At 42.1% G+C, this 26,127-nt stretch carries 23 protein-coding genes; all 23 read left to right on the top strand.

The genetic code is table 11. The features are described 5' to 3' along the window. Positions 1-26 precede the first annotated feature (26 nt). Positions 27-776, top strand: a complete 750-nt coding sequence (locus tag JOC33_RS07895; RefSeq protein ID WP_420825704.1) for a ClpP family protease — start codon at positions 27-29, stop codon at positions 774-776. Continuing rightward, positions 776-985: a YlzJ-like family protein gene (locus JOC33_RS07890; RefSeq protein ID WP_205091947.1), complete on the top strand. Its 210-nt coding sequence runs from the start codon at positions 776-778 to the stop codon at positions 983-985. Before JOC33_RS07895 ends, JOC33_RS07890 begins: the two co-directional genes overlap by 1 nt. 235 nt (positions 986-1,220) lie before the next feature. Next, positions 1,221-3,530, top strand: a complete 2,310-nt coding sequence (locus JOC33_RS07885) for a DNA translocase FtsK (protein WP_205091946.1) — start codon at positions 1,221-1,223, stop codon at positions 3,528-3,530. A gap of 500 nt (positions 3,531-4,030) precedes the next feature. Then, on the top strand, positions 4,031-4,756 hold the full coding sequence (locus JOC33_RS07880) for a GntR family transcriptional regulator (protein ID WP_205091945.1): 726 nt from the start codon (positions 4,031-4,033) through the stop codon (positions 4,754-4,756). A gap of 124 nt (positions 4,757-4,880) precedes the next feature. Beyond that, positions 4,881-5,999, top strand: a complete 1,119-nt coding sequence (locus JOC33_RS07875) for a BMP family lipoprotein (RefSeq protein ID WP_275576976.1) — start codon at positions 4,881-4,883, stop codon at positions 5,997-5,999. A 184-nt stretch (positions 6,000-6,183) separates the two neighbouring features. Further along, positions 6,184-7,710, top strand: coding sequence for an ATP-binding cassette domain-containing protein (locus tag JOC33_RS07870; protein ID WP_205091944.1), 1,527 nt, complete (start codon positions 6,184-6,186; stop codon positions 7,708-7,710). Continuing rightward, positions 7,710-8,756, top strand: coding sequence for an ABC transporter permease (locus tag JOC33_RS07865; RefSeq protein WP_205091943.1), 1,047 nt, complete (start codon positions 7,710-7,712; stop codon positions 8,754-8,756). Before JOC33_RS07870 ends, JOC33_RS07865 begins: the two co-directional genes overlap by 1 nt. A 1-nt stretch (position 8,757) precedes the next feature. Further along, positions 8,758-9,717, top strand: coding sequence for an ABC transporter permease (locus JOC33_RS07860; protein ID WP_205091942.1), 960 nt, complete (start codon positions 8,758-8,760; stop codon positions 9,715-9,717). A gap of 169 nt (positions 9,718-9,886) precedes the next feature. After that, positions 9,887-11,176, top strand: a complete 1,290-nt coding sequence (yfmF, locus tag JOC33_RS07855) for an EF-P 5-aminopentanol modification-associated protein YfmF (protein WP_205091941.1) — start codon at positions 9,887-9,889, stop codon at positions 11,174-11,176. Continuing rightward, positions 11,177-12,469 carry an EF-P 5-aminopentanol modification-associated protein YfmH gene (gene yfmH, locus JOC33_RS07850; RefSeq protein ID WP_205091940.1) on the top strand — a complete coding sequence of 431 codons (1,293 nt, stop codon included), beginning with the start codon at positions 11,177-11,179 and terminating at the stop codon, positions 12,467-12,469. It begins immediately after the preceding gene. 5 nt (positions 12,470-12,474) lie between these two features. Continuing rightward, a complete protein-coding gene (ymfI, locus tag JOC33_RS07845) occupies positions 12,475-13,194 on the top strand; it encodes an elongation factor P 5-aminopentanone reductase (protein WP_205091939.1) in 720 nt (239 codons plus the stop codon). Positions 13,195-13,286: 92 nt separating this feature from the next. Continuing rightward, a complete protein-coding gene (locus JOC33_RS07840; RefSeq protein ID WP_205091938.1) occupies positions 13,287-13,547 on the top strand; it encodes a DUF3243 domain-containing protein in 261 nt (86 codons plus the stop codon). Positions 13,548-13,767: 220 nt separating this feature from the next. After that, complete coding sequence (locus tag JOC33_RS07835; protein ID WP_205091937.1) at positions 13,768-14,559, top strand: DUF3388 domain-containing protein; 792 nt, start codon at positions 13,768-13,770, stop codon at positions 14,557-14,559. Between the two features lie 20 nt (positions 14,560-14,579). Then, positions 14,580-15,524: a helix-turn-helix domain-containing protein gene (locus JOC33_RS07830; RefSeq protein ID WP_205091936.1), complete on the top strand. Its 945-nt coding sequence runs from the start codon at positions 14,580-14,582 to the stop codon at positions 15,522-15,524. A gap of 141 nt (positions 15,525-15,665) precedes the next feature. Further along, positions 15,666-16,244: a CDP-diacylglycerol--glycerol-3-phosphate 3-phosphatidyltransferase gene (pgsA, locus tag JOC33_RS07825; RefSeq protein WP_205091935.1), complete on the top strand. Its 579-nt coding sequence runs from the start codon at positions 15,666-15,668 to the stop codon at positions 16,242-16,244. Then, on the top strand, positions 16,241-17,494 hold the full coding sequence (locus JOC33_RS07820; RefSeq protein WP_205091934.1) for a competence/damage-inducible protein A: 1,254 nt from the start codon (positions 16,241-16,243) through the stop codon (positions 17,492-17,494). Before pgsA ends, JOC33_RS07820 begins: the two co-directional genes overlap by 4 nt. 161 nt (positions 17,495-17,655) lie before the next feature. Further along, entirely contained in the window at positions 17,656-18,699 is a 1,044-nt protein-coding gene (gene recA, locus JOC33_RS07815) for a recombinase RecA (RefSeq protein ID WP_205091933.1), read from the top strand. 653 nt (positions 18,700-19,352) lie between these two features. After that, positions 19,353-20,918 carry a ribonuclease Y gene (gene rny, locus JOC33_RS07810; RefSeq protein ID WP_205091932.1) on the top strand — a complete coding sequence of 522 codons (1,566 nt, stop codon included), beginning with the start codon at positions 19,353-19,355 and terminating at the stop codon, positions 20,916-20,918. 117 nt (positions 20,919-21,035) lie between these two features. Further along, entirely contained in the window at positions 21,036-21,833 is a 798-nt protein-coding gene (locus JOC33_RS07805; RefSeq protein ID WP_205091931.1) for a TIGR00282 family metallophosphoesterase, read from the top strand. Between the two features lie 107 nt (positions 21,834-21,940). Continuing rightward, the gene (spoVS, locus tag JOC33_RS07800; protein ID WP_028782854.1) at positions 21,941-22,201 is read left to right on the top strand and encodes a stage V sporulation protein SpoVS; all 261 of its coding nucleotides are present in this window, start codon (positions 21,941-21,943) and stop codon (positions 22,199-22,201) included. Positions 22,202-22,307: 106 nt separating this feature from the next. Then, entirely contained in the window at positions 22,308-23,225 is a 918-nt protein-coding gene (locus JOC33_RS07795; protein ID WP_205091930.1) for a membrane dipeptidase, read from the top strand. A gap of 249 nt (positions 23,226-23,474) precedes the next feature. Further along, positions 23,475-25,220, top strand: coding sequence for a 2-oxoacid:acceptor oxidoreductase subunit alpha (locus tag JOC33_RS07790; protein WP_205091929.1), 1,746 nt, complete (start codon positions 23,475-23,477; stop codon positions 25,218-25,220). Next, the gene (locus JOC33_RS07785; protein ID WP_205091928.1) at positions 25,221-26,087 is read left to right on the top strand and encodes a 2-oxoacid:ferredoxin oxidoreductase subunit beta; all 867 of its coding nucleotides are present in this window, start codon (positions 25,221-25,223) and stop codon (positions 26,085-26,087) included. Positions 26,088-26,127 lie beyond the last annotated feature (40 nt).

The following is a 26,127-nucleotide window of genomic DNA, read 5'->3' as shown; positions in this document are numbered from 1 at the left end:
GCTCATACTATTCGTAAGAAAGGGGTATGAGTATGTCACCAAATAATGATCAAACGAAACAACCGAATGATAAACAGAAGGATCAACAGCAGGGAAAGTCCGAGTTAGTAGAAAAAATTCAGCAGCTCGGCCAGCAAAATGTCCCGCAGGCACCAGATTCGAATATCCATGTCCTGCCGATTGTCGGTCAAATAGAGGGACACGTGCAACTTCCTCCACAAAATAAAACTACCAAGTATGAACATCTGCTTCCTCAACTGATTGCAATTGAGCAAAACCCTAAGATTGAAGGGCTGGTTGTTTTATTGAATACTGTAGGAGGGGACGTGGAAGCAGGACTTGCGATTTCAGAAATGATAGCTTCGCTTTCTAAACCGACTGTGTCCATTGTTCTTGGCGGTGGACATTCGATCGGGGTGCCGATCGCAGTTTCGACGGATTATTCATTCATTACAGAAACAGCTACCATGACTATCCATCCGATCAGACTGACAGGACTAGTGATCGGAGTTCCACAAACTTTTGAGTACATGGATAAAATGCAGGAGCGAGTCGTCAGCTTTGTGACACGTAATTCCAGTGTAACAGAAGAAAAATTTAAAGAATTGATGTTTGCCAAAGGTAATTTAACTAGGGATATAGGTACGAATGTGGTTGGCGATAAAGCTGTAGAATATGGATTGATTGATGCAGTAGGCGGAGTAAAAGATGCGATGGCAAAACTTAATGAGGAAATCGAACAAAGAAAGTCTGAACAGCAGCAGGTGATCCAGTAATGGTGCTCTATACACCTTTATGTGAAAATGATATTTTTCCGGCAGACCAAAAAGACTACGATAATATGGTTATTACCAATTACAATTCTCGTCAGGTAAAAGCCATGAAGCTTCCTGATGGTAATTATCAGCTCATGCAACTGTTATCGACGGATCCTTCCGACTATCTTCATCCTGATTACCAGCCGGGAATTCAATTTAAGCCTTGAAACTTACACCAAACAAATGCTTGCCTGTGATATAATGGTAGAAGATATGCATGTACGCAGCTGAACGGGCGTTGCTGCATGCAGTTTTTATTTTCTTAAGGTGCTTTTTTGTTATTACAGAAGTGAGCGAAGACGACGACGTTGCCATTTGATGTGGTAACGTCGCAAGTCATTCTGAAGGTATCATTCTGTAAAATCCACCAAAGAACCAACTTATTTGTATTGAGGTGAAAGCATGGCGAAAAAACGAAAGAAACAAAAGCAGTCCAAGATGAAAAGTCAAATGAAAGTCGAATTACTTGGACTGCTGTTCTTATTGCTTGCCGTCTTTGGCAGCGGCGCAAGTGCCATAAGTGATGGTGCCATACCAGGGGGATTAGAGCATATTTTCCAATTTTTCTTTGGGGTATGGTATTTTGTTGCTTCTGTATTCCTGCTGGTTCTTGGTATCTTTTTGATGATCAAAAGAAGGTGGCCGTTTTTCTTACATAAGCGTATGGTGGGCTTTTATATAATTTTCCTTTCAACTTTACTTTTCACCCACATCCAGTCATTTGAAGGTATCCTGGCAGGAGTGGTTAAACCTTCAATATTAAAAACAACATGGGGCCATTTTTTTGCCTATTTGGATGGGGAAATTCCTTATTCCATGCTTGGGGGAGGAATGGTCGGTGCGGTGCTATTTGCGTTAACGTATTTTCTGTTTTCTGCAGCAGGAGCAAAAATCGTATCTGTGTTTGGCATTATTATAGGTATCATATTTTTGACTGAATGGTCGATTGGATCCTGGCTTGAAAAAGTGTTTGGAAGAATGTCAGGGTTCGCAAAAAAACAATGGGCTGACAGGAAATCAGGTAAGGAAGAAAAACAGAAAGAAACACGTTCAGGGAAACGTAAAAAGAAGAAAGAAAAAGAAGTTGAGGAAACCGAGGAGGAGGAAGCTGAAACTAATCCTCCAGATGTACAGGAACCGATCATCCAGGATTTTACGGATATTGCATACTCGACAGACATGCTCGAGCAGCAGCCGAAAGCTTCTGATGCACAGGAAACGAAAGAAGCGGAAAGTAAGGACGATGATGACCTTGCTCAAAGATTGCCGATGACTGAGGTGGAGAACATAGACTACCAGCTGCCAAGCATGGATCTTCTTGCAGAACCGACTCATAACTCTCAATCCCAGGAGCGATCCCAAATCCAGGCAACTGTTAGAAAATTAGAAAAAACATTTCAGAGCTTCGGCGTAAAAGCGAAAGTGACAAAAGTCCATGTTGGACCAGCCGTCACTAAATATGAAGTATACCCAGATGTCGGGGTGAAAGTAAGTAAAATAGTTAATCTTCATGATGACCTGGCACTTGCCCTTGCTGCCAAAGATATCCGGATTGAAGCTCCAATTCCCGGAAAGTCTGCGGTAGGAATTGAAGTGCCTAATCAGGAAGTCGCAATGGTGTCTTTACGGGAAGTCCTTGAGTCTACCCATGCAAAAAACGGTTCCAAACTTGGGTTTGCACTAGGTCGTGATATATCCGGTGATGCTGTCATTGGTGAATTAAATAAAATGCCGCATCTCCTTGTTGCAGGTGCCACCGGAAGCGGGAAAAGTGTCTGTATCAACGGAATTATCACCAGCATTCTGATGAGGGCAAAACCTCATGAAGTAAAGATGATGATGATTGATCCGAAAAAAGTAGAATTAAATGTTTATAATGGAATACCTCACTTGTTGTCACCGGTTGTAACGGACCCTAAAAAAGCAGCCCGTGCCTTGAAGAAAGTAGTTTCGGAAATGGAACGCCGGTACGATTTGTTTTCAGATACCGGTACTAGAAATATCGAAGGGTATAATGAATACATCCATAAACAGAATCAGAACCAAGGGGAAAACCAGCCTCAGCTGCCGTATATTGTTGTTTTAGTAGATGAGCTCGCAGACTTAATGATGGTGGCATCGAATGATGTAGAAGATGCAATTACTCGTTTAGCACAGATGGCGAGAGCTGCAGGCATTCATTTAATTATTGCGACTCAGCGCCCTTCCGTGGATGTTATTACTGGTATTATCAAAGCAAATATACCTTCAAGGATTGCATTCAGTGTTTCATCTCAGACAGATTCACGGACAATTCTGGATTCAGGCGGTGCTGAGAAATTACTTGGGCGAGGGGATATGCTGTTTATGCCTGTCGGAGCCTCCAAACCGACACGTGTCCAGGGTGCTTTCCTCTCGGATGAAGAAGTGGAAAGAATTGTTAATAATTGTGTAGAACAACAGCGTGCCCAATATCAGGAAGAAATGATTCCAGAGGAAGAAAGTGAAATGAAACAGGAAGTGGACGATGATTTGTATCCCGAGGCTGTTCAATTAGTGATCGAAATGCAAAGCGCAAGTGTTTCTATGCTGCAGCGCAGATTTCGCGTCGGCTATACAAGAGCCGCCCGTCTGATTGACGCCATGGAGGATAACGGGATCGTCGGTCCATATGAAGGCAGTAAACCAAGAACAGTTTTAGTCTCCCAGACCACTGAGGAACAAAGTTCATAATTCAAAAAACCCATGAAGCATCTGTTAGTGCTTCATGGGTTTTTTGAATGTCTAAGAAATTATTAAAATGGTGGTTGTGGATAGCCCTATACTGCGGGCTACGTCCAACTCCATCACCTCCCCCAGTTAATCCTCTCTGTGACAAAAAATCGTCACGCGAGGTTTGGCTTAAGCTTGTCGGGGGTAAGCAAGGCGCTTTCGCTTTTGTCTCATCCAGCTCCAGCGCCTACCCCCTCGAGGTCTTAAGTCAATCCTCTCTGTGACAAAAAATCGTCACGCGAGGCTTGACTTAAGCTTGTCGGGGGTGATTAAGGCGCTTTCGCTATTGTACTTAATCAAAAAGAAATGATACATACTAACCAGAAAAAATATGTCTTAATTCATAAAAAATATCATTCTCCTATTTATTTATGTCTAGAATAGTGGTATATTATTTTCGAACAAGATGTGTCTAACGTCAGATGTCAGATCTCTTACGTTAGGTAAATGGAGGGACACCCATGTCAATTAGACAAGATACTCGACACTTGTACCTTCAGGTGATCGATCAGGTAAAACGCGACATAGAAAACGGTATCTATCAGGAAAAAGAAAAACTTCCCTCTGAATTTCAGTTATCGAAAAAACTGGGAGTCTCACGGGCTACATTGCGTGAGGCACTCCGGATATTAGAAGAAGAAAATATCGTCACAAGACGTCATGGAGTAGGTACGTTTGTTAATCCGAAACCTGTATTTTCCTCCGGCATTGAGGAGTTGACAAGTGTGACATCCATGATTTCCAAATCTGGCATGACACCAGGGACGCAATTTTTATCAACGGAATTCATCGAACCAACTGAGGATGATATAAACAGGTTTGATCCTATAGAATTACATACGTTAGCAAAAATAGAAAGAGTACGGACAGCAGATGGACAGCCAGTTGTGTATTGTATCGATAAGATACCGGAACGGCTAATCCCCGTCAGAGACGTGTTGGAAACGGATTCTATATTTAAAGTGATGGAAGAGTTCGGTAAAAAAAGAGTCAGTTATGCAGTGACTTACATTGAGCCTGTCGGATACCATGAAAAGATATCACCAATACTTGAGTGTGAACCGGAACAATCCATGCTCTTACTGAAACAAATGCATTATACCGAACAGGATGAACCTGTGCTATATTCCTCCAATTATTTCAGAGCAGACAAGTTCAGCTTTCACGTATTGAGAAAAAGGGTGTAGGAGCCAAGTAATTTGGACTTGCTTGCAGAACAACTTTTAGGAGGTGATGGGCAGAATTTCGACTCTTCAAGGTTTAACATATAGTCACTGGCTTATGGTTTAAGAATTTAAGGGGGTAAGTAATTTGAAAAGACATCGTTTTCTATTAGTTTTTGCCTTATTACTGGCAGTTGGTATGATTCTTGGTGCTTGTGGCGGTGGAAAAGATAATGCCGATGGCGGCAATGAAGGAAATACAAGCGGTGAAGGCGGCGGAGAAGGAGAGGGCAAAGGTGACTTTACCGTAGCCATGGTAACAGATGTCGGCGGTGTTGATGATAAATCATTCAACCAGTCTGCATGGGAAGGATTAAAAGCATTTGGTGAGGAACATGGCCTAAAAGAAAAAGAGGACTATGATTATGCCCAGTCTAACAGCGACGCAGATTACAGCACGAACCTAAATCGTCTTGTACGGAGTGACTATGATCTGATTTTTGGAATCGGTTACAAACTGGCCCCAGCAATTGAAGAAATTGCCGGTCAATTCCCTGAAACAAACTTCAGTATCGTAGACTCTGTTGTCGAAGCAGATAACGTATCAAGCATTACGTTCAAAGAGCATCAAGGTTCATTCCTTGTAGGTGTTGCAGCAGCTATGAAAACGGAATCCAACACAGTTGGCTTTATCGGTGGTGTCGACAGTGACCTCATTAATAAATTCGAAGCTGGGTACCGTGCAGGTGTGAAATCTGTAAACCCGGATATCGAGGTTAAAGTACAATACGCCGGCGCATTCGACGCACCGGATGATGGTAAAACAATCGCTTCTCAAATGTATTCCCAAGGCGTGGATGTCATCTACCATGCTGCTGGAGGAACTGGGAACGGGGTATTTGCAGAAGCTAAGGATATCAAGCAAAGCAATCCGGACAAAAACGTGTGGGTGATCGGGGTTGACCGTGACCAATACGAAGAAGGTCAGATTGGCGACATGAACGTAACTCTTACTTCCATGGTTAAACGCGTAGATATCGCTGTTCAGGATATGGCAACCAAAGCCATGAATGGAGAATTCCCAGGCGGTGAAGTCATCGAGTATGGATTGGAAGATGAAGCTATCAGTGTGGCCCGTACGAATGAAAAAGCACTCACAGAAGAAATCATCACAGAAATCGAAAGCTGGAAAGAAAAAATCATCAACGGTGAAGTTGAAGTTCCTAGTACCAAAGACGGAATCAAACAATTCGAAGAATCATTGTAAACAGTTTGAAAAGGCAAAGGGCCGGGAAATCCGGTCCTTCCATTCATAATCGAGAAGAACACCAAATGAAGGGCCCCCCCTCTTTTCATTTGGTGTTTTTAAAGAGCAAACCATTTTAAAAACATCTCAGGCGTCTTTAACAGCCAGGGACAGCTATTGTCTGTTTATAAAGGGAGTGAAAAACGTGGAATACGTGATAGAAATGCTGAACATCCGAAAAGAGTTTCCGGGTATTGTTGCAAATGATGATATCACTTTACAGGTGAAAAAAGGGGAGATTCATGCACTGCTGGGTGAAAACGGTGCAGGAAAATCCACCCTCATGAATGTGCTATTTGGATTGTATCAGCCTGAAAAAGGAGAAATCAAGGTAAAAGGCAAAGAAGTCCAAGTAACTGATCCAAATGTAGCGAACAGACTAGGAATCGGGATGGTCCACCAACACTTTATGCTGGTTGACACATTCACCGTTACAGAGAATATCATTTTGGGAAGTGAACCCAAAAAAGGTGCTACGGTTGATCTCAAGAAAGCAGAAAAAGAAGTTGCGCACTTATCTGAGTTATATGGGTTAAAAGTTGACCCTCGTGCGAAAATACGTGATATATCAGTCGGTATGCAGCAGCGCGTAGAAATTTTGAAGACCTTATACCGTGGAGCAGAAATTTTAATTTTTGATGAACCGACAGCGGTTCTGACCCCTCAGGAAATAAAAGAACTGATTCAGATTATGCGCGCATTGATCCGTGAGGGTAAATCTATTATTCTAATCACCCATAAGTTAAAGGAAATCATTGAAGTATGTGACAGATGTACTGTCATACGAAAGGGAAAAGGAATAGGAACAGTTGAAGTCTCAGAAACAAATCCAACTGAACTGGCTTCCTTAATGGTTGGACGGGAAGTCAGTTTTACGACAGAGAAGACTGCTGCCGTTCCTAAAGATACGGTATTATCCATCCGTGATTTATCCGTTAAAGATTCACGTAACGTACAAATGGTCAACAACTTACAGCTGGATGTTCGTGCAGGTGAAATAGTAGGGCTTGCCGGGGTTGACGGAAATGGGCAGTCTGAATTGATTGAAACCATCACAGGGTTAAGGAAAGCTGATAGCGGCACTATCTCATTGAATGGGAAACCGATAACAAACCTGAACCCTAGAAAGGTGACGGAATCTGGGGTCTCGCATATTCCACAGGACCGGCATCGGTTTGGTCTTGTGCTTGATTTTCCTGTAGGGGAAAATATGGTTCTCCAAACCTATTATCAGGCACCATTTGCAAATAAAGGCATGCTGAAATATAAGGATATTTATGAAAAAGCAAATGCTTTAATTGAAGAATATGATGTCCGCACGCCATCAGTTTATACAAAAGCCCGTGCATTGTCCGGGGGGAATCAGCAGAAAGCTATCATCGGCCGGGAAGTTGACAGGTCACCTGATCTGATCATTGCAGCTCAACCGACCCGCGGTCTTGATGTGGGTGCCATAGAGTTTATTCATAAAAAGTTGATAGAAGAGCGGGATAAAGGACGTGCTGTTTTATTGTTATCATTTGAACTGGATGAAATTATGAATTTAAGTGACCGGATAGCAGTTATGTTTGATGGCCAGATAGTTGCTGATATGAAACCGGAAGAGACGAATGAACAGGAACTTGGTCTTCTGATGGCTGGAAGTAATCAGCAGAAGGCGGGTGATAAGTGATGTTTACCAATCGATTAGTAAATATTCTTATCCCTGTCATTTCTGTAATTCTTGGCCTTTTATTCGGCGCATTTATCATGCTTGGTTTCGGCTATAATCCTATTAATGGTTATCTGGCTTTATGGGAAGGTGCATTTGGAGATTCTTACTTCTTCGGAGAAACTTTGCGCCAGGTTACTCCGTACATTTTATCTGGGCTTGCGGTAGCATTTGCTTTTCGGACTGGACTTTTTAATATCGGGGTGGAGGGACAGGTGATCATGGGATGGCTTGCCTCGGTGTGGGTCGGTCTTGCAGTCGATGCTCCGATGATCATCCATTTGCCTCTAGCAGTAATTGCGGCAGGGGTTGCTGGTGCTGCCTGGGGCTTCCTTCCGGGGCTTTTGAAAGCGAAGCTTGGTGTTCACGAGGTAATTGTCACCATTATGCTGAATTATGTAGCTTTATACACATCGAATGCCATTGTACGTAACGTCATAACTGATGGGAGAGACCGGACGGAAAGAATCCCGGAAACTGCTTCCCTGAGCTCTGAATGGATTTCCTCCTTAACACAATATTCAAGACTGCACTATGGACTTTTAATCGCATTGTTTGCTGCAGCGGTGATGTGGTTCATGCTGAACAAAACCACCCGCGGCTTTGAATTACGTGCTGTCGGCTTCAATCAGGATGCTTCCAGGTATGCGGGGATGAATGTGGGAAGGAACATCATTCTTTCCATGGTCATCTCTGGGGCTTTTGCGGGACTTGCCGGCGCCATGGAAGGTATCGGCACTTTTGGATATCAATCTGTTAAAGGCGGTTTTACAAACATAGGATTTGACGGTATCGCAGTTGCCTTGCTTGGTGCAAACGCTGCTATTGGGGTCATACTTGCAGCAATTCTGTTCGGTACTTTGAAAGTAGGAGCACTGAATATGCCAACTGGTGCAGGTGTACCATCTGAATTAGTAGATATTGTGATTGCTATGATTATATTTTTTGTAGCCTCCAGTTACATGATCCGCTGGTTTATTCTGAAAATGAAAAAGGAGGGGAAATAACATGGGATTTTTTGATATATTGCAATCGGTTATAGGACCAGCAGTATTTTTTTCAGCCCCTCTCATTTTCACAGCCATAGGCGGAGTATTCAGTGAACGCTCTGGAGTTGTTAATATCGGGCTTGAAGGGCTTATGGTCATGGGTGCTTTTGTAGGAATCGTTTTTAATCTGACGTTTCATGACATGCTGGGTGATTGGACCCCATGGATATCCATTTTGGTTGCGATGATTGTGTCGTCAATCTTTTCCATTATCCATGCAATTGCGTCGGTAACTTTTCGTGCAGATCAGGTCGTCAGTGGAGTTGCGATTAACTTTCTGGCCCTTGGACTGGGATTGTTTCTGACAAAACAATGGTACGATAAAGGGCAGACAGATATGGTGGAAAGGCCATTTTATACGATGGATATTCCAATCCTTTCTGATATTCCGTTTATCGGCCCGCTGTTTTTCACAGGTATGTATCTTACATCCTATCTTGCCATTCTCCTGGCATTTGTCGGTTGGTTTGTATTATATAAAACCCCGTTCGGTCTCCGTTTAAGGTCTGTCGGTGAGCACCCAATGGCGGCTGATACGAACGGAATTAATGTTGCAAGAACACGTTATATAGCTGTAATGATCTCTGGAGCGATGGGAGGACTTGGAGGTTCCGTCTTCGCTTTGACAATAGCCTTGAACTTTTCCCATTCGACGATAGTCGGGCAGGGGTTCATCTCCTTAGCAGCTGTCATCTTTGGGAAGTGGCATCCGCTTGGCGCAATGGGAGCTGCATTGTTTTTCGGTTTTGCCCAGAGCTTGAGTATCGTCAGCTCGGGTATCCCGCTGTTGCAGGATGTTCCCCAGGTATTTTTGATGATTGCACCATACCTGCTTACTATCCTGGCATTGGCGGGGGTCATCGGACGGGCAGAAGCACCAAAAGCTATCGGTACCCCATATGTCAAGGGCAGCCGGTGATTCTTCTCCCGTCTGCTATTCACCCGGTACTTACAACCCGGGTGAATTTTTTTTACTTTTCTTTTATTATCACGTAGGATAAGATATGGAAACATCTATTCATGATGGATAAATATAGATAAGTTAGAAAAAATAAGTGATGCAGATAAAACCCTTAGGAGGTATGAAGATGAAAGTCAACAAGGAACAAATGGTTGAAAAGCAAGGGTACAGGTTACATATCCTTCCAAGCAAAAAATACAAGACAATTAATATAGTAGCGAAATTCAAATCAGATTTAAAAAAGGAGTGGATGACTAAGCGGGCATTATTGCCGATGGTTTTACAAAAAGCCACAAAAAATCATCCTTCCGCCCGATCGCTGCAATCTGCCCTTGAAAATTTATATGGAACGGTATTAAGCAGTGACAGTACTAAAAAAGGCGAAAATCATGTGATCAGCTTTCGGATGGAAGTTGCTAACGAAGCTTATTTACGTACGGAGACTTCCCTTTTGAAGCAGGCACTCGAGCTTTTTCATGAAGTTATTTTTGAACCAAAAGTAGAGCAAGGCGCATTTGATGAAAAAATCTTCTCAAGGGAAAAACAGACACTTGAACAGAAAATCACCTCCATTAAAGATGAAAAAATGAGCTATGCTAATATGCGTTTGATCGATGAAATGTGTAAGGATGAGCCATATTCCCTGCATGTCCATGGTTATCTGGATGACCTGAAAGCTCTGGATTCGAAAGAATTATACGAATATTACCAGCATTTCATCACGAATGACTTATTGGATGTCTATGTCATTGGAGATTTTGAAGCTGATGCGATAGAAGAAATGATTGATGGCTGCTTTACTCGAGAAGCTGGTGATAATACAGCAGTTGATCAAGAAAGCCCTCATAAGCATGTAGAGGAGCCAAAAGAGATAATAGAGGAAGATGATTTGAACCAGGGAAAACTTCATTTAGGCTTCCGTACCCATACCACATTCGGGGATGAGGACTACTATGCACTCCAGATTTTCAATGGATTGTTTGGCGGATTCCCAAGTTCAAAACTATTCATGAATGTCAGAGAAAAACACAGCCTTGCCTATTATGCGGCTTCCCGCTTTGAGAGCCATAAAGGTCTGCTGCTGGTTTTCAGCGGGATTGACCCGAACAATTATGACCAGGCGAAGACCATCATCCTGGAACAGATGGATGCTATGAAAAAAGGCGATTTTACTGAAGAGGAAGTAGAACAGACGAAAGAACTCGTCGTCAACCAGCTATTAGAAACCATGGATAATTCCCAAGGGTTAATTGAAATTCTCTACCACCAGGTGCTCTCTAAGCATCAGATTGAAGCAGAGGAATTGATTGACCGCATCCGAAAAGTAACCCATAAAGAAGTGGCCGATGTGGCAAGCAAACTGGAACTTGACACCATTTACTTCCTGACCAGCAGGAAAGAAGGGGGAGAACAATAAATGGAAGAATTAGTATATGAACAAATGAAAGAAAAAATTTATACAGAAACACTTGATAATGGTTTGAAGGTGTTTTTGCTTTCCAAACCGGAAATGGCTAAAACCTATGGCATTTTTGCAACGAATTACGGATCAATTGACCAGACATTCATTCCAATAGGCAGCAATGAAACTGTAACAGTACCTGAGGGAATCGCTCACTTTCTTGAACATAAACTGTTTGAAAAGGAAGATAGGGATGTATTTCAGGACTTCACTAAACAAGGTGCATCCGCAAATGCGTTTACTTCCTTTACAAAAACAGCTTATCTGTTTTCTGCAACAAACCAAATTGAAAAAAACGTGACCACTTTGCTGGATTTTGTTCAGGATCCATACTTCTCTGACCAGTCAGTAGAAAAAGAGAAAGGTATTATCGCACAGGAAATTCGCATGTATGATGACCAGGCGGACTGGCGGTCATTTTTTGGTACCATTCAAAGTCTGTATCATAAACATCCGGTTCGAGTAGATATTGCCGGGACGGTAGAATCCATTCAGGAAATTACCAAGGAAGATTTGTATACATGCTATGAAACGTTCTATCATCCATCTAACATGACATTGTTCATAGCAGGCAATATTGAACCGACAGAAATGATGGAACTTGTCAGAAAAAATCAGGGACAGAAAAGCTTCTCCCCTTCACCAGAAATTGGAAGATCCTATCCGGAAGAACCAGCAGAAGTAGCGAAAAAATTCAATTCCATCGAAATGCCGGTGACAACATCTAAATGTATGGTCGGAATCAAGGAAAAAGTATCGGGCTTGAGTGGAAAAGAGATTTTACGCGCAGAGCTGCTATCCAGCATGATACTTGGCCATTACTTTTCCAAGAGCGGTGAATTTTACGAGGAGCTTTATAATAGCGATTTAATTGATGACAGCTTCCATTTTGAAACAGACCTTGACAAAGAGTTCGGCTTCACCATTCTTGGAGGGGACTCCAGAAATCCTGAAAAACTTGCTGAAAGAGTTAAAGAAATGCTCCATCAATTGAGAGAAGAAAAGGTTTCAGAAGAAGATTTCGAACGTATGAAAAGAAAAAAAATCGGGCAATTCCTTCGAGCGATGAATTCCATGGAGTTTATTGCTAACCAGTTCACCCAATATCATTTGCTAGGCGTAGATCTTTTTGATGTCCTTCCTGAAATTGAAAGCCTTACTGTAAAAGATGCGGAAGAATATCTGGAAAACTGGATTCAGGAAGATCATATTGCCGTTTTCCAAATCAAGCCATCTAAGCAAGGATAAGTAACGTGACAGCTAATGTTCTTGTAATAGGAGCCAGTGGAGATATCGGAAAAGCGATCGTCCGGCAATTGATAAAGGATGGAAAGAGGGTTCTTTTACAATACTTCCATAATAGAAAAGCAGTAAATGATCTGCAAACAGAAATAAGCAATGAACAGTGGCTTGGCGCCATTCAGGCAGACCTGACCACCTCTGCCGGCATCACAGGTTTTATTGGCGAACTTTTTATCCAAATAGATGCCGTTGTGTTTGCCGGCGGGGCAAGTGTTTATGGATTATTCCAAGATATGGACGAAGAAGTTATGGATAGGCTGTATCATCTTCATGTAAAAACCCCTTGGCTGGTGACCAGGCATCTTCTTCCTGGAATGATTCAGCGCAAAGGCGGCCACATACTGGTAATCTCTTCTGTCTGGGGAAGTGTCGGTGCCAGCATGGAGGTTTTATACAGCTCGGTTAAAGGTGCACAGGACAGCTTTGTCAAAGCCTTGGCAAAGGAAGCAGCCACGAGTAACGTTTCTGTGAATGGCATAGGTCCAGGCTATATTGAAACAAAAATGAATAACATTTTTAATGAGGAAGAGAAAGCTGCAATTATTGAGAGCATCCCAAGCGGGCGTCCTGGATTGCCGGAAGAAATTGCAGCTTTGGCATCTTTCCTAATGTCTGAAAAAGCCAGTTATATACGTGGTGAAATCATTAAAATAGACGGAGCCTGGTGCTGACATGATATTTTTTCTCCTAATCCTTCTTTTGTGTATAATATTTGCCATTTTTCTCAAACTAAGGGTGTATTTTAATTAAAGGAGGAAAAAACATGTCTGTACTGGATAATTTCGATTCCTGGAAGTCCTTTTTAGGTGACCGTCTTCATCAAGCAGAAGGACAAGGGATGAATCAAAACGCCGTTTCTGAGGTTGCTTATGAAATAGGTGGTTACTTAGCTAAACAAGTAGACGCGAAGAACGATCAGGAAGCAATGCTCCGTGACCTTTGGAATGTCGCAGACAAAGAAGAACAACATGCTATTGCAAACATGATGGTTAAGCTTGTTCAAAGCGAAGGCACCCAACAATAAAATCATTCATAAGACAAAAGTCGCGCCATTAGTTTGCGCGACTTTTGTTAATTATTGTCGAATTATCCATAAATTGCGTTTTAAATGGGACTAAATGCGGAACTAGTCGAAATATACATTCCCTCCTTTTCTAATATATTAAAATCATTTATTATAAGAGAAGAGCTTAAAATGAGGGAATACGACTTTCTACATAATATTTTTCCAGAGGAGTTGTATTATGGAAAAAAAAGAGTGGTATTTGGAATACGAAATTCAATATAATCGCCCGGGACTATTGGGTGACATTTCATCGCTGCTTGGAATGCTGGCAATCAATATCATCACCATAAATGGTGTGGAAAATTCGCACCGGGGTATGCTGTTATTGTGTAAAAATGAAGAACAAATCGATCGACTGAAATCGATTTTAAAAACAATGGATACCATTAAAATAACAAAACTTAGAAGGCCGAAGCTTAGGGATACACTTGCTGTCAGACACGGAAGATACATACATAGTGATGTGGATGACCGTAAGACGTTCAGATTCATTCGTGAGGATCTGGGTCTTTTGGTGGATTTTATGGCTGAATTGTTTATGAAAGAAGGCCATAAGCTTGTTGGCATCAGGGGAATGCCGCGCGTTGGGAAAACCGAATCAATCGTAGCATCCAGTGTCTGTGCCAATAAGCGGTGGCTTTTTGTATCTAGTACCTTACTGAAGCAGACCATTCGCAGTCAGCTAATAGAAGAAGAATACAGTGAAGACACGCTCTATATCATTGATGGGATTGTATCCACCAGAAGAGCAAACGAAAAGCATTGGCAATTGGTTAGAGAAATCATGCGTCTTCCTGCTACAAAAGTAGTGGAACACCCGGATGTATTCGTTCAGGAATCGGAGTATAAAATGGAAGACTTCGACTATATCATTGAACTGCGAAATAACGAGGATGAAGAAATAAAGTATGATACCGTTGAAAAACCGGAGCTGTCTCCAAACGACGGTTTTTCTATGTTTGATTTTTAAAATATTGGATGGTGTTATAGATGGAGCTTGATCTTGGTAACCGCCTGAAACAGGCGCGAGACGCCAAAGAATTATCATTAGAAGACGTCCAACAGGTAACGAAAATACAAAAACGCTATCTTCAGGCAATCGAAAATGGAGATCACAGTGTACTTCCAGGCACTTTCTATGCCAGGGCTTTTATACGGGAATATGCAGCTGCGGTAGGGCTGGATCCTGATATTATCATGGAAGAACATAAGAGTGAACTTCCTTCTTCCTCAGAAGATAGTACAATTACTTATAGTCGAATGCAGCGTGCGAAAGAACAATCATCTTCAGGAGGTGGAGGCGGTTTTTCGAAGCTGTTTCCAACGATCATCACAATCTTCCTTGTAATTGTAATATTATTTGCTTTATGGTTTTTCTTAAGGGAACTTAATTCAGGGGCGGAAAAAAACAATCAGCCAAATGACGGTGACAGCGGAGATGAATTCATTATTGACGATTCCGTTGGTGAGGAAAATCAAGGCGGAACCTCTGATTCTGGACAAGAACAGGCCTCAGATGATAAGAATAATAAGGAAGAACAAAACAAAAATGAAAAATCGGATAACAAAGAGACATCTCCTGAAGAGGAGAAACCAGAAATGTCCATTAAGGTAACAGAGACAGGAAGTGGCAGCTTCCCACAGCACACCCTCGAGGTTTCTAATGCAGATAAAATCAACCTGTCAATTGAATTAGCAGGCGAATCTTACCTCGAAGTAAAACAATCTGCTGATGGAGAACCGATAATTCCAAGTGCTAATTACGGAAAATCAGATTCCCCGATAGAGGTTGACCTTTCCGGGAAAAAGCAGTTTTATTTAAAAGTCGGCTATACCCCGGCTACTAAAATTAAAATTAATGGAAAGGCAGTTGAATATCCTCTGCCGCCACAAGATAATATGTCGCAGAAATTATTATTCAATGTAACTGAATAAAAGCTGTTCCGAAAGTTTGTATAGACAGGAGGACATCCCTCCTGTCACACATCATGCCATTTTGGAACAGCTTTCTTTCTTTTTAAGGCATATATTGCAATAATCCTTTATTGTCATAGTAATAAATAGGAGTGAGAAAAGTTGAACATACCAAACAGAATTACCATTTCACGCATTTTACTTATACCGATTTTTATTGTTTTGATGAGTGCCCCATTTAACTGGGGCACCATTGAAATGGGGGAGCGGGATTTACCGTATGCCCATTTGGCAGGAGCACTTTTATTCATCATAGCTTCCACAACTGACTGGATTGATGGTTATTATGCAAGGAAACATAATCTTGTAACCAATCTGGGGAAATTTTTAGATCCTCTGGCTGATAAACTTCTAGTATCAGCAGCATTGATTTTATTGGTTGAACAGGGGCTTGCTCCGGCCTGGATTGTTATTATTATTATCAGTCGTGAATTTGCTGTCACTGGCCTGCGTCTCGTTGCTGCCGGAGAAGGGATGGTACTTGCAGCAAGTCAGATGGGTAAATTGAAAACCACTCTGCAAATCGTTGCAATATCTTTGCTGCTGCTTCATAATTGGCCTTTTGCATTCGTAGGTTTTCCACTTGGAATAATTACTTTGTATGCTGCCATGATCATTACGGTTGTTTCCGGGTTTGACTACTTTGCGAAAAACTGGCATGTGATGAGGGATTCTAAATGAAACGAACAGTGAAGGCTGAGATCATCGGAGTGGGAACAGAGTTGCTGCTTGGGCAAATCGCCAACACGAATGCACAATGGATTTCTTCCAGGCTTGCTGCTCAAGGAATAAATGTCTATTACCATAGCGTTGTGGGTGATAACCTTGATCGCTGTGCTGCTCAGTTCCGTGAGTCCCAGCACAGGTCTGATGTGATCATAGTGACTGGCGGTCTTGGACCTACAGAAGATGATATGACAAGAGATGCAGCTAAACTGTTGTTTGGCCGTGAATTGGTGGAAGATAAAGCCAGTATGGAACGGATAGAGAGTTTTTATGATCGTAATAACAGAACCATGTCCCCGAATAATCGCCGGCAGTCACTGGTCTTTCGCGATTCGATTGTGTTACAGAACCATGAGGGGATGGCTCCTGGTATGATTGTTCATCATGAAGGTGTGGTATGGGTTTTCCTTCCGGGGGTCCCTGGAGAAATGAAACATCTGATGGAAAATCATGTGCTGCCTCATTTCAGTGAACAGTTTGGTCTTGAAACAGAAATTGTTTCAGAAATGCTCCGTTTCATCGGTATCGGAGAGTCCCAATTGGAACACGAACTCTATGATATTATTCAAAAACAAACGAACCCTACTTTAGCCCCGCTTGCCAGTGAAGGGGAAGTGGGACTGCGTATTACGGCAAAAGCTGATTCAAGAAGGACAGCAGAAAAAAAGATTAAAACAGTAAAAAACAGAATTTTGAGCAGGGTCGGTGAATTTTACTATGGCTCTGATGAAATTACAATTCAGGAGAAAGTAGTTGAGCTATTAACCTCTAACAATAAAACAGTTACAGCAGCCGAAAGTCTGACAGGGGGAAGGTTCATCGAACAAATCGTTTCTATACCTGGAGCTTCAAAAATCTGTCACGGCGGGGTTATTGCCTATTCTGCCGATATGAAAAAGGAAATGTTAAAAGTTCCAAGTTTTCTTATCAAAAAATATGGAACAGTTAGTGAAGAGTGTGCCAGTGCTATGGCTTTGAACGCCCAGAGTCTAGTAAACTCAGATATTGCCATTAGTTTCACTGGTGTTGCCGGACCAGAAACCAGTGAAGGCAAAGATCCTGGTACTGTTTATATTAGTCTGCAGATGGGGGAACAAGAGCCGATTACAAAAAAATTCCAGTTTGCGGGAGGAAGAGAAACCGTGAGGACAAGGGCGGTTAAGAAAGGCTTTGAATTACTTTTCCATAACTTGAAAAAAGCATAAGTGTGTAATGTTTCCAAGCAAAAATAGCTTTTTTACAGGATAAAAAAGCCAATTCAAGGTATAAGGTTTATGAAAAAAACGGGAACATTTATTCGCTTTTTAGTTGGCAAATCGTCTAAAACAAGTTATGATTAGATTAGAAAAGTTGAAAGGGGAATAATATGAGTGATCGTAAACAGGCGTTAGATATGGCGCTTAGACAAATTGAAAAACAATTCGGTAAAGGTTCTGTCATGAAATTGGGGGAACAAGCTGAACAAAAGATAAATACTGTGCCAAGTGGATCGCTTTCCTTGGATGTAGCACTAGGGGTCGGCGGTTATCCCCGTGGACGGATTGTAGAAATATACGGTCCGGAATCTTCCGGTAAGACAACTGTTGCATTACATGCAATTGCAGAAGCACAAAGAAAAGGCGGACAGGCTGCTTTCATCGATGCTGAACATGCTCTCGATCCGGTTTATGCCCGTAAATTGGGTGTCGATGTCGATGAACTCTTGCTTTCCCAGCCAGATACAGGGGAACAGGCGCTTGAGATCGCTGAAGCTTTAGTTCGTAGTGGCGCTGTGGATATGGTCGTTATCGACTCTGTTGCTGCCCTTGTTCCAAAAGCAGAGATTGAAGGGGAAATGGGTGACGCACACGTGGGTCTTCAAGCACGTTTGATGTCCCAGGCCTTGCGTAAGCTTTCCGGTGCGATCAACAAGTCAAAAACCACAGCTATATTCATTAACCAAATTCGTGAAAAAGTCGGCGTCATGTTTGGTAATCCGGAAACTACTCCAGGCGGACGCGCACTAAAATTCTATTCTTCCGTGCGACTCGAGGTACGACGTGCTGAAACGTTGAAGCAGGGAAATGATATGGTCGGAAACCGTACGCGGATTAAGGTCGTTAAAAATAAGGTTGCCCCACCATTTAAACAGGCGGAAGTTGATATTATGTACGGCGAAGGCATTTCTGCTGAGGGTGAATTGATTGATATTGGTGCCTCTCTTGACATTGTTCAAAAAAGCGGTTCCTGGTATTCCTATAATGATGAACGGCTTGGCCAGGGACGTGAAAATGCCAAACAGTTCCTGAAAGAGAACCGGGATGTTTACCAGGAAATTAACGATCAGATCAGAAAGCATTACGATATGTATGAAGGCGCCACAGAAGAAAAAGAGTCCAGCGAAGAAAGTCAGGAATCGCTCGACGTGTAAGAAGTTCGGTCTATCCTTCAAAAACCTCGGAATTAAAACTTCCCGAGGTTTTTTTAGACCACACAGTATAATTTTAATAACGGTCTGTATGGAGCTTTTATCTCCTGCAGGCCGTTTTGCCTTTAATTTCAAAGAATTCTATGCCCTGAAATCCATCATTATAGTTGCCTTTCCTTTGTACAGGCTTAATTTCATGGATAATTGACGTTACAGCGAATCATTTACTTTTATGTAGTAATTCCATTGCACAAGAAAAAGAGTGACTTTCTATTATAAACCAGGAAGGAAAAGCCGAGAAAACTTGATTAGTAGTTATGAAGAGATAAAAAATTTTAACAATGAAGCTTGAGGCCGTTCCCGCGGTAAGCGATTCACGAGAATATATAACAAGCTATCAGCTTCATTAGATTAAACCGATTTTTTTCTGTTTGGATTTATTCCCTTGATTTAAAGGTTTTCATACCTTCAAGGAATATAATTCCAGAGTTAGGAATATATATTTGACGATTCCTTGACATTACCATTACACAAGCTTAAAATTAACGTGTATCATTTTCATTTTTTTATACACAAATCTAACAATTTTTGACTGAAAATGAACGTTTGTACATGCCGACAAATTGTACAATTTCATAGCAAGAGGAGGTGAAATCATGGATAGTATAGTATCCCTGCTCATCTTCATTTTGCTTGCCCTGATCGTCGGTATTGTTGTTGGTTATCTAATTCGGAAATCCATTGCGGAAGCGAAAATTTCTAGTGCTGAAGAATTGGCGAAACAGATTGTTGAGGAAGGGCGTCGTAATGCAGATGCCGCTAAAAAAGAGGCTCTGCTTGAGGCTAAAGATGAAAATCACAAGCTTCGTCAAGAAGCAGAAAATGAAGTTCGTGAACGCCGCATGGAGCTTCAAAAAACAGAAAACCGCTTGATGCACAAAGAAGAAAGTCTTGATCGTAAGAGTGAAACGCAGGACAAGCGTGAGCTCTCGCTCGAGAAAAAAGAGGAGACTCTTGCCGAAAGACAACAACAAATTGAAGAAATGGAAAGCAAAGTGAAAGCTATGCTGCAAGAGCAACAAACCGAGCTTGAACGCATTTCCGGCTTGACATCAGACCAGGCGAAACAGATCATTTTGGAACGCGTGGAGCAGGAAGTTTCCCATGAGTCCGCATTAATGATCAAGGAAGCAGAAAACCGCGCCAAGGAAGAAGCTGATAAGAAGGCGAAAAGCATTCTTTCACTTGCCATGCAGCGCTGCGCAGCCGATCACGTTGCAGAAACTACTGTATCTGTTGTAAATCTGCCTAACGACGAGATGAAAGGACGAATCATTGGTCGGGAAGGAAGAAACATCCGTACACTGGAAACATTGACGGGAATCGATTTGATTATCGATGATACTCCAGAGGCGGTTATCCTTTCTGGATTTGATCCGATTCGACGAGAAACTGCGCGGATAGCTCTTGAAAAACTGGTACAGGATGGACGAATTCACCCTGCGCGAATCGAGGAAATGGTTGACAAATCCCGCCGCGAGGTTGATGAATATATCCGCGAGGTCGGGGAACAGACTACTTTTGAAGTAGGTGTCCACGGCTTGCACCCTGATCTGGTGAAGATACTTGGCAGGTTGAAGTACCGTACCAGTTATGGTCAAAATGTACTGAAGCATTCCATGGAAGTTGCGTATCTCTCAGGCTTGCTTGCAGCTGAATTGGGAGAAGATGAAACACTAGCCCGCCGTGCCGGTCTGCTTCATGATATCGGAAAAGCAATCGACCATGAAGTGGAAGGAAGTCACGTGGAAATCGGTAAGGAGCTGGCAACTAAGTACAAGGAAAATGAAGTAGTCATCAACTCGATCGCTTCCCACCATGGGGACGAGGAACCGACTTCTATCATTTCTGTGTTAGTAGCCGCAGCTGATGCTCTTTCTGCTGCACGTCCGGGAGCACGAAGTGAAACACTTGAAAACTATATTAAACGTCTGGAGAAACTGGAAGAGATCTGTGAATCCCACGATGGGGTAGAGAAATCTTTCGCTATCCAGGCCGGACGTGAAGTTCGTATTATGGTTAAACCTGATGAAATTGATGATGTGACGGCTACTCAGGTAGCACGAAGCATTCGCAAACGAATCGAGGATGAATTGGATTATCCAGGTCATATCAAGGTTACTGTAATTCGTGAAACACGTTCTGTTGAATACGCAAAATAAAGTGGCCAAAAAGGCCACTTTATTTTTTTCTGCAGAGAGCTTAGGTTATTTTGACATCGATTATTTACTATGTAAAACTGAATGAGAAAAAGTGCAGAACAAGAAAGGATATGGAATATGAAAATTTTATTTATTGGTGATGTCGTTGGTTCCCCTGGCAGGGAAATGGTTCAGGAATACCTGCCAAAACTGAAAGCTAAATACCAGCCGACAGCAACCATTATTAATGGAGAAAATGCAGCGTCCGGGAAAGGTATTACGGAAAAAATTTACCGAAGTTTTCTGGAGTGGGGCGCAAATGCTGTGACATTAGGAAACCACGCATGGGATAAAAAAGAGATATTCGATTTTATAGATGATGCAGAATATATGGTGCGACCGGCAAATTATCCAGAAGACACACCTGGTAAAGGAATAACATTCATTAAAACTAATAAAGGGGAAATAGCAGTCATTAATCTCCAAGGACGTACTTTCCTTACTCCGAATGACGACCCTTTCCGGACAGTTGATAAAATGATTGAAACAGCGAAAAAACGGACGAACATCATCTTTTTGGATTTTCATGCGGAAGCGACCAGTGAAAAGCAGGCGATGGGCTGGTATGTGGACGGCCGTGTCAGCATCACTGTTGGGACACACACCCATGTACAGACTGCAGATAATCGTATCCTCCCTGGTGGTACCGGTTATATTACTGATGTCGGTATGACTGGACCATATGACGGTATTCTTGGTATGGAACGTGAGGCTGTTATGAAACGCTTTTTGACTAATCTTCCTGTACGTTTCGAAGTTCCAAAAAAGGGAAGGAAACAATTAAGCGCATTGTTGGCAGATGTAGATGAAGCGTCAGGGAAGGCAGTAAAACTACAAAGAATACTTATTAATGACGACCACCCCTTCTTCGGCTGATAATTTGAACTTTTCAAAAAATTCCTTCATAATGAAAAGGAATAATCTTCATCTCCAAGAATATAGTAGTTATAGGATAACTATAGTTTATGAAGGAGGAGCTAGTAATGGAAATATTAAAAGTCTCAGCTAAATCCAGTCCGAATTCAGTAGCAGGAGCTCTAGCAAACGTTCTGAGAGAACGCGGCTCAGCGGAGATACAGGCGATTGGTGCCGGTGCTTTAAACCAGGCTGTGAAAGCAGTTGCCATCGCCAGAGGATTTGTAGCGCCAAGCGGCGTAGATCTTATATGTATTCCAGCTTTTACCGATATCATGATTGATAATGAAGAGCGAACTGCCATCAAATTGATTGTCGAACCCCGCTGAAGCAAACAGGCTCTTCCAAATTTTCATTACGGACAAGACCACAGCCGTGCTGATTTAAGCACGGCTTAAAATATGCCTATTCAGTAAGGGAAGGTGTGGGTAGCAGGTGATTATTGACGCCCATTGTGATGCATTAGTCAAACTATGGCGGAAAAAACTCAACTTCCATGACAGCCCTGAATTGAAGGTTAATTATGAAAAGTGGAAAAAAAGTCCTGTTAAGGTGCAATGTTTTGCCGTATTTGTACCTGATAACGTTCCGGAAGAATCACAGTATTCTGCCGCACTTGAAATGATAGATATATTTTACAGGCAAATAATCGAACCGTACCCTGAAATAAAAGTAATAAAGAAAAGACAGGATATTAAAAAATTAAGACCCCATGAAAAAGGGGCAATTTTGACATTGGAAGGCTGTCATGCGATCGGATCAGATATAACCAAACTGAAAACATTAATCAGATTGGGCGTGAGGATAGTCGGCCTTACATGGAACCAGGCCAATGCTGTTTGTGACGGTATCGGTGAGAAAAGAGGAGCAGGGCTAAGCTCATTTGGTGAAGAAGTAGTAGAATATCTGAATCAGGAAAAGATATGGACTGATTTGTCTCATATTTCCTATAAAGGGTTTTGGGATGCGATTTCTATTAGTAGATATCCCATGGCATCCCATTCGAATGTTTACCAGATTGCTCCCCACAGGAGAAATCTTCATGATGAGCAAATCGCTGCACTGATTGACAGAAGGGGCTGGATTGGCGTTACTTTCGTCCCGGAATTTATTAATCTCACACATCGGGCTGCATTAACTGAATTAATTCCTCATATTGAATACATGATCAGAATGGGAGGAGCCGCTCATATTGGTTTCGGTTCAGACTTTGATGGAATCGAGGATATCGTTGAGGGTCTATATGATGTTACTGAGTTTGATAATATTATTAAAATACTTTGCCATAGACAAACAGACAATCTTGTAAAAAGATTAAGCTATGGAAATTTTATAGATAAATTTCCTCAATAATATGACTATAACTGTCTTACCATTAGGAATGTCTGCTTGAAAATTGATGATTGAAAGGATATGATTAGGACATATATCTCGCTCATAGCTTTCTGTCTTTGCAGCCTGAATGTACATAATTTCTATTTGCTTAATTGATGAAAAATGTAGATTCATAGAATTTAGCACCAGGGAGCATTTTCAAATAACGGAATTTTCAGTCTATGATGCGGCATATGACACTTGGAACCATTAAAAGGGGTGTAGTATATGGCTGAACAACTTTCATGGAAAGTTGGCGGACAACAGGGTGAAGGTATTGAAAGTACAGGTGAGATTTTCGCTATCACACTGAACCGGCTCGGATACTATTTGTATGGATACCGTCACTTTTCTTCACGCATAAAAGGGGGGCATACAAACAATAAAATACGTGTTTCCACATCACAAGTCAGATCCATTTCAGATGATCTTGATATACTGGTCGCCTTTGACCAGGAGACCATTGACATTAATGTCCATGAATTACATAGTAACGGAATTGTGCTGGCAGATGCAAAATTCAATCCCACGGTGCCGGAAGATAAGGATGTCACCCTTTATGCAGTGCCTTTTACTGAAATAGCCACTGAACTGGGTACATCTTTGATGAAAAACATGGTTGCTGTCGGAGCGTCAAGTGCCATCATGAATTTAGATCCGGAGGCTTTCCGGGAAGTAGTGGAAGAAATTTTTTCACGAAAAGGCCAGCAGGTTGTGGATAAAAATATGCAAGCCATCGAAAAAGGGGCAGCCTATGTGAAAAACCAGTCAAATGGCAGCCTGATGCAAATGGAACTGGCAAAAGCTGACGGAAAAAAACGGATGTTCATGATTGGGAATGATGCTATTGCTATGGGCTTTTTAGCAGGGGGATGCCGTTTTATGGCAGCATACCCGATTACACCAGCTTCTGAGATCATGGAATATATGATTAAGAAGCTCCCTGATTTAGGAGGAACGGTCATACAGACAGAAGATGAAATAGCTGCTGCCACAATGGCCATTGGTGCCAACTATGCAGGAGTCCGGACGATCACAGCATCAGCGGGACCAGGCTTATCCCTTATGATGGAGTCGATTGGGCTGGCAGGAATTACGGAGACACCGCTCGTCATCGTGGATACACAAAGAGGCGGTCCAAGTACAGGGCTCCCTACGAAACAAGAACAATCAGATTTGATGGCAATGATTTACGGGACCCACGGGGAGATACCGAAAGTGGTCATCGCACCTAGTACCGTTCAGGAAGCCTTCAGTGACGCAATTGAAGCATTGAATATTGCTGAAGAATATCAAGTACCGGTTATCCTGCTGTCTGATTTACAGTTGTCATTAGGAAAACAGACAGTTGAGCCGCTTGCTTATGAACAGATTCAGGTAAGAAGAGGAAAACTGGATGAAAACCCGGAACTCCCTGAACTGGGTAAAGGTGAATACTTCAAACGCTATGAAGTTACCAAAGATGGAATTTCTCCTAGAATTTTACCTGGTACTAAAAATGGTATTTTCCATGTAACTGGTGTTGAACACGATGAAACAGGAAAGCCTAGTGAACTTGCTTCCAATAGGAAAGCCCAAATGGATAAGCGTTTAAGGAAACTGGCGAAGTTACCAGAAGTATTTGATACACCGGTTTACTCCGATGCAATACATGAACATCCCGATGTTTTATTCGTAGGGTTCATTTCAACAAGAGGGGCGATTGAAGAAGCGAAAGCTCGCTTGGAAGAAGAAGGGATTCAAGTAAACCATGCTCATGTCAGGCTGATTCACCCTTTCCCGGGCGACGAGTTAAAGCCATTAGTAGAACGAGCGAAAAAAGTGATTGTCGTTGAGAATAACGCCACTGCCCAGTTAGCAAATATTATTAAAATGAACGTAGGAAACCATGATAAAATTACGAGTATTCTCAAATACGACGGTACCCCGTTCCTTCCGGGCGAAATCCATGAACGAAGCAAGGAGTTGTTATAAATGGCAACGTTTAAAGATTTCCGTAACAAAGTAAAACCGAATTGGTGCCCTGGTTGTGGAGATTTTTCAGTTCAGGCATCTATCCAGCGGGCAGCTGCAAACGTGGGCTTGGAACCGGAGGATCTGGCAGTTATTTCTGGTATTGGCTGTTCGGGCCGTATTTCCGGGTATATCAATTCATATGGCTTCCACGGTATTCATGGCCGTGTTTTACCGATTGCCCAAGGAGTAAAGATGGCCAACCGTAACTTGAAGGTTATCGCATCCGGTGGCGACGGCGACGGATTTGCAATTGGCATGGGTCATACGATTCATGCAATCAGACGTAACCTTGATATTACTTATATTGTTATGGATAACCAGATTTATGGACTTACCAAAGGACAGACATCTCCGAGAAGTGAAATGGGCTTCAAAACGAAAAGTACTCCCGAAGGATCGATTGAGTCGGCTGTCAATGTTATGGAGATGGCTTTGTCTGCAGGGGCTACTTTTGTAGCACAGAGTTTTTCCAGTGATCTGAAAGAATTGACTTCCCTCATTGAACAGGGTATCGAGCATGAAGGATTTTCCTTAATCAATGTTTTCAGTCCTTGTGTGACCTATAATAAAGTCAACACGTATGACTGGTTTAAAGAAAATCTGGTCAGCCTCGACGATATCGAAGGCTACGATAATTCGAACAGATCAAAAGCAATGTCCACTTTAATGGAGCATAATAGCCTGGTAAAAGGACTTATCTATCAAAACAAAACGCAGAAGTCTTATCAGGACCTAATTCATGGCTATGACGAGAATCCATTGAAAGATAGCGATTTAAAGATTGAAGAAGAGAAGTTTAATGAATTGATCGCTGAGTTCATGTAGAGCAGGAATAAAACGTAGCTCTCACATCTGATTTTTATTG

This window comes from Thalassobacillus pellis, assembly GCF_016908295.1.
GTDB classification, from domain to species: domain Bacteria; phylum Bacillota; class Bacilli; order Bacillales; family Halobacillaceae; genus Thalassobacillus; species Thalassobacillus pellis.
The sequence above is the reverse complement of the archived record's forward strand: the minus strand, read 5'-3'. Positions and strand labels throughout refer to the sequence as shown.

Bases quoted from the DNA above. Each gene is read 5' to 3' on its own strand.
- JOC33_RS07895 (WP_420825704.1), top strand. From the start codon at position 27: ATGAGTATGTCACCAAATAATGATCAAACGAAACAACCGAATGATAAA.
- JOC33_RS07890 (WP_205091947.1), top strand. From the start codon at position 776: ATGGTGCTCTATACACCTTTATGTGAAAATGATATTTTTCCGGCAGAC.
- JOC33_RS07885 (WP_205091946.1), top strand. From the start codon at position 1,221: ATGGCGAAAAAACGAAAGAAACAAAAGCAGTCCAAGATGAAAAGTCAA.
- JOC33_RS07880 (WP_205091945.1), top strand. From the start codon at position 4,031: ATGTCAATTAGACAAGATACTCGACACTTGTACCTTCAGGTGATCGAT.
- JOC33_RS07865 (WP_205091943.1), top strand. From the start codon at position 7,710: ATGTTTACCAATCGATTAGTAAATATTCTTATCCCTGTCATTTCTGTA.
- JOC33_RS07860 (WP_205091942.1), top strand. From the start codon at position 8,758: ATGGGATTTTTTGATATATTGCAATCGGTTATAGGACCAGCAGTATTT.
- yfmF (WP_205091941.1), top strand. From the start codon at position 9,887: ATGAAAGTCAACAAGGAACAAATGGTTGAAAAGCAAGGGTACAGGTTA.
- yfmH (WP_205091940.1), top strand. From the start codon at position 11,177: ATGGAAGAATTAGTATATGAACAAATGAAAGAAAAAATTTATACAGAA.
- JOC33_RS07840 (WP_205091938.1), top strand. From the start codon at position 13,287: ATGTCTGTACTGGATAATTTCGATTCCTGGAAGTCCTTTTTAGGTGAC.
- JOC33_RS07835 (WP_205091937.1), top strand. From the start codon at position 13,768: ATGGAAAAAAAAGAGTGGTATTTGGAATACGAAATTCAATATAATCGC.
- JOC33_RS07830 (WP_205091936.1), top strand. From the start codon at position 14,580: ATGGAGCTTGATCTTGGTAACCGCCTGAAACAGGCGCGAGACGCCAAA.
- JOC33_RS07820 (WP_205091934.1), top strand. From the start codon at position 16,241: ATGAAACGAACAGTGAAGGCTGAGATCATCGGAGTGGGAACAGAGTTG.
- recA (WP_205091933.1), top strand. From the start codon at position 17,656: ATGAGTGATCGTAAACAGGCGTTAGATATGGCGCTTAGACAAATTGAA.
- rny (WP_205091932.1), top strand. From the start codon at position 19,353: ATGGATAGTATAGTATCCCTGCTCATCTTCATTTTGCTTGCCCTGATC.
- JOC33_RS07805 (WP_205091931.1), top strand. From the start codon at position 21,036: ATGAAAATTTTATTTATTGGTGATGTCGTTGGTTCCCCTGGCAGGGAA.
- spoVS (WP_028782854.1), top strand. From the start codon at position 21,941: ATGGAAATATTAAAAGTCTCAGCTAAATCCAGTCCGAATTCAGTAGCA.
- JOC33_RS07790 (WP_205091929.1), top strand. From the start codon at position 23,475: ATGGCTGAACAACTTTCATGGAAAGTTGGCGGACAACAGGGTGAAGGT.
- JOC33_RS07785 (WP_205091928.1), top strand. From the start codon at position 25,221: ATGGCAACGTTTAAAGATTTCCGTAACAAAGTAAAACCGAATTGGTGC.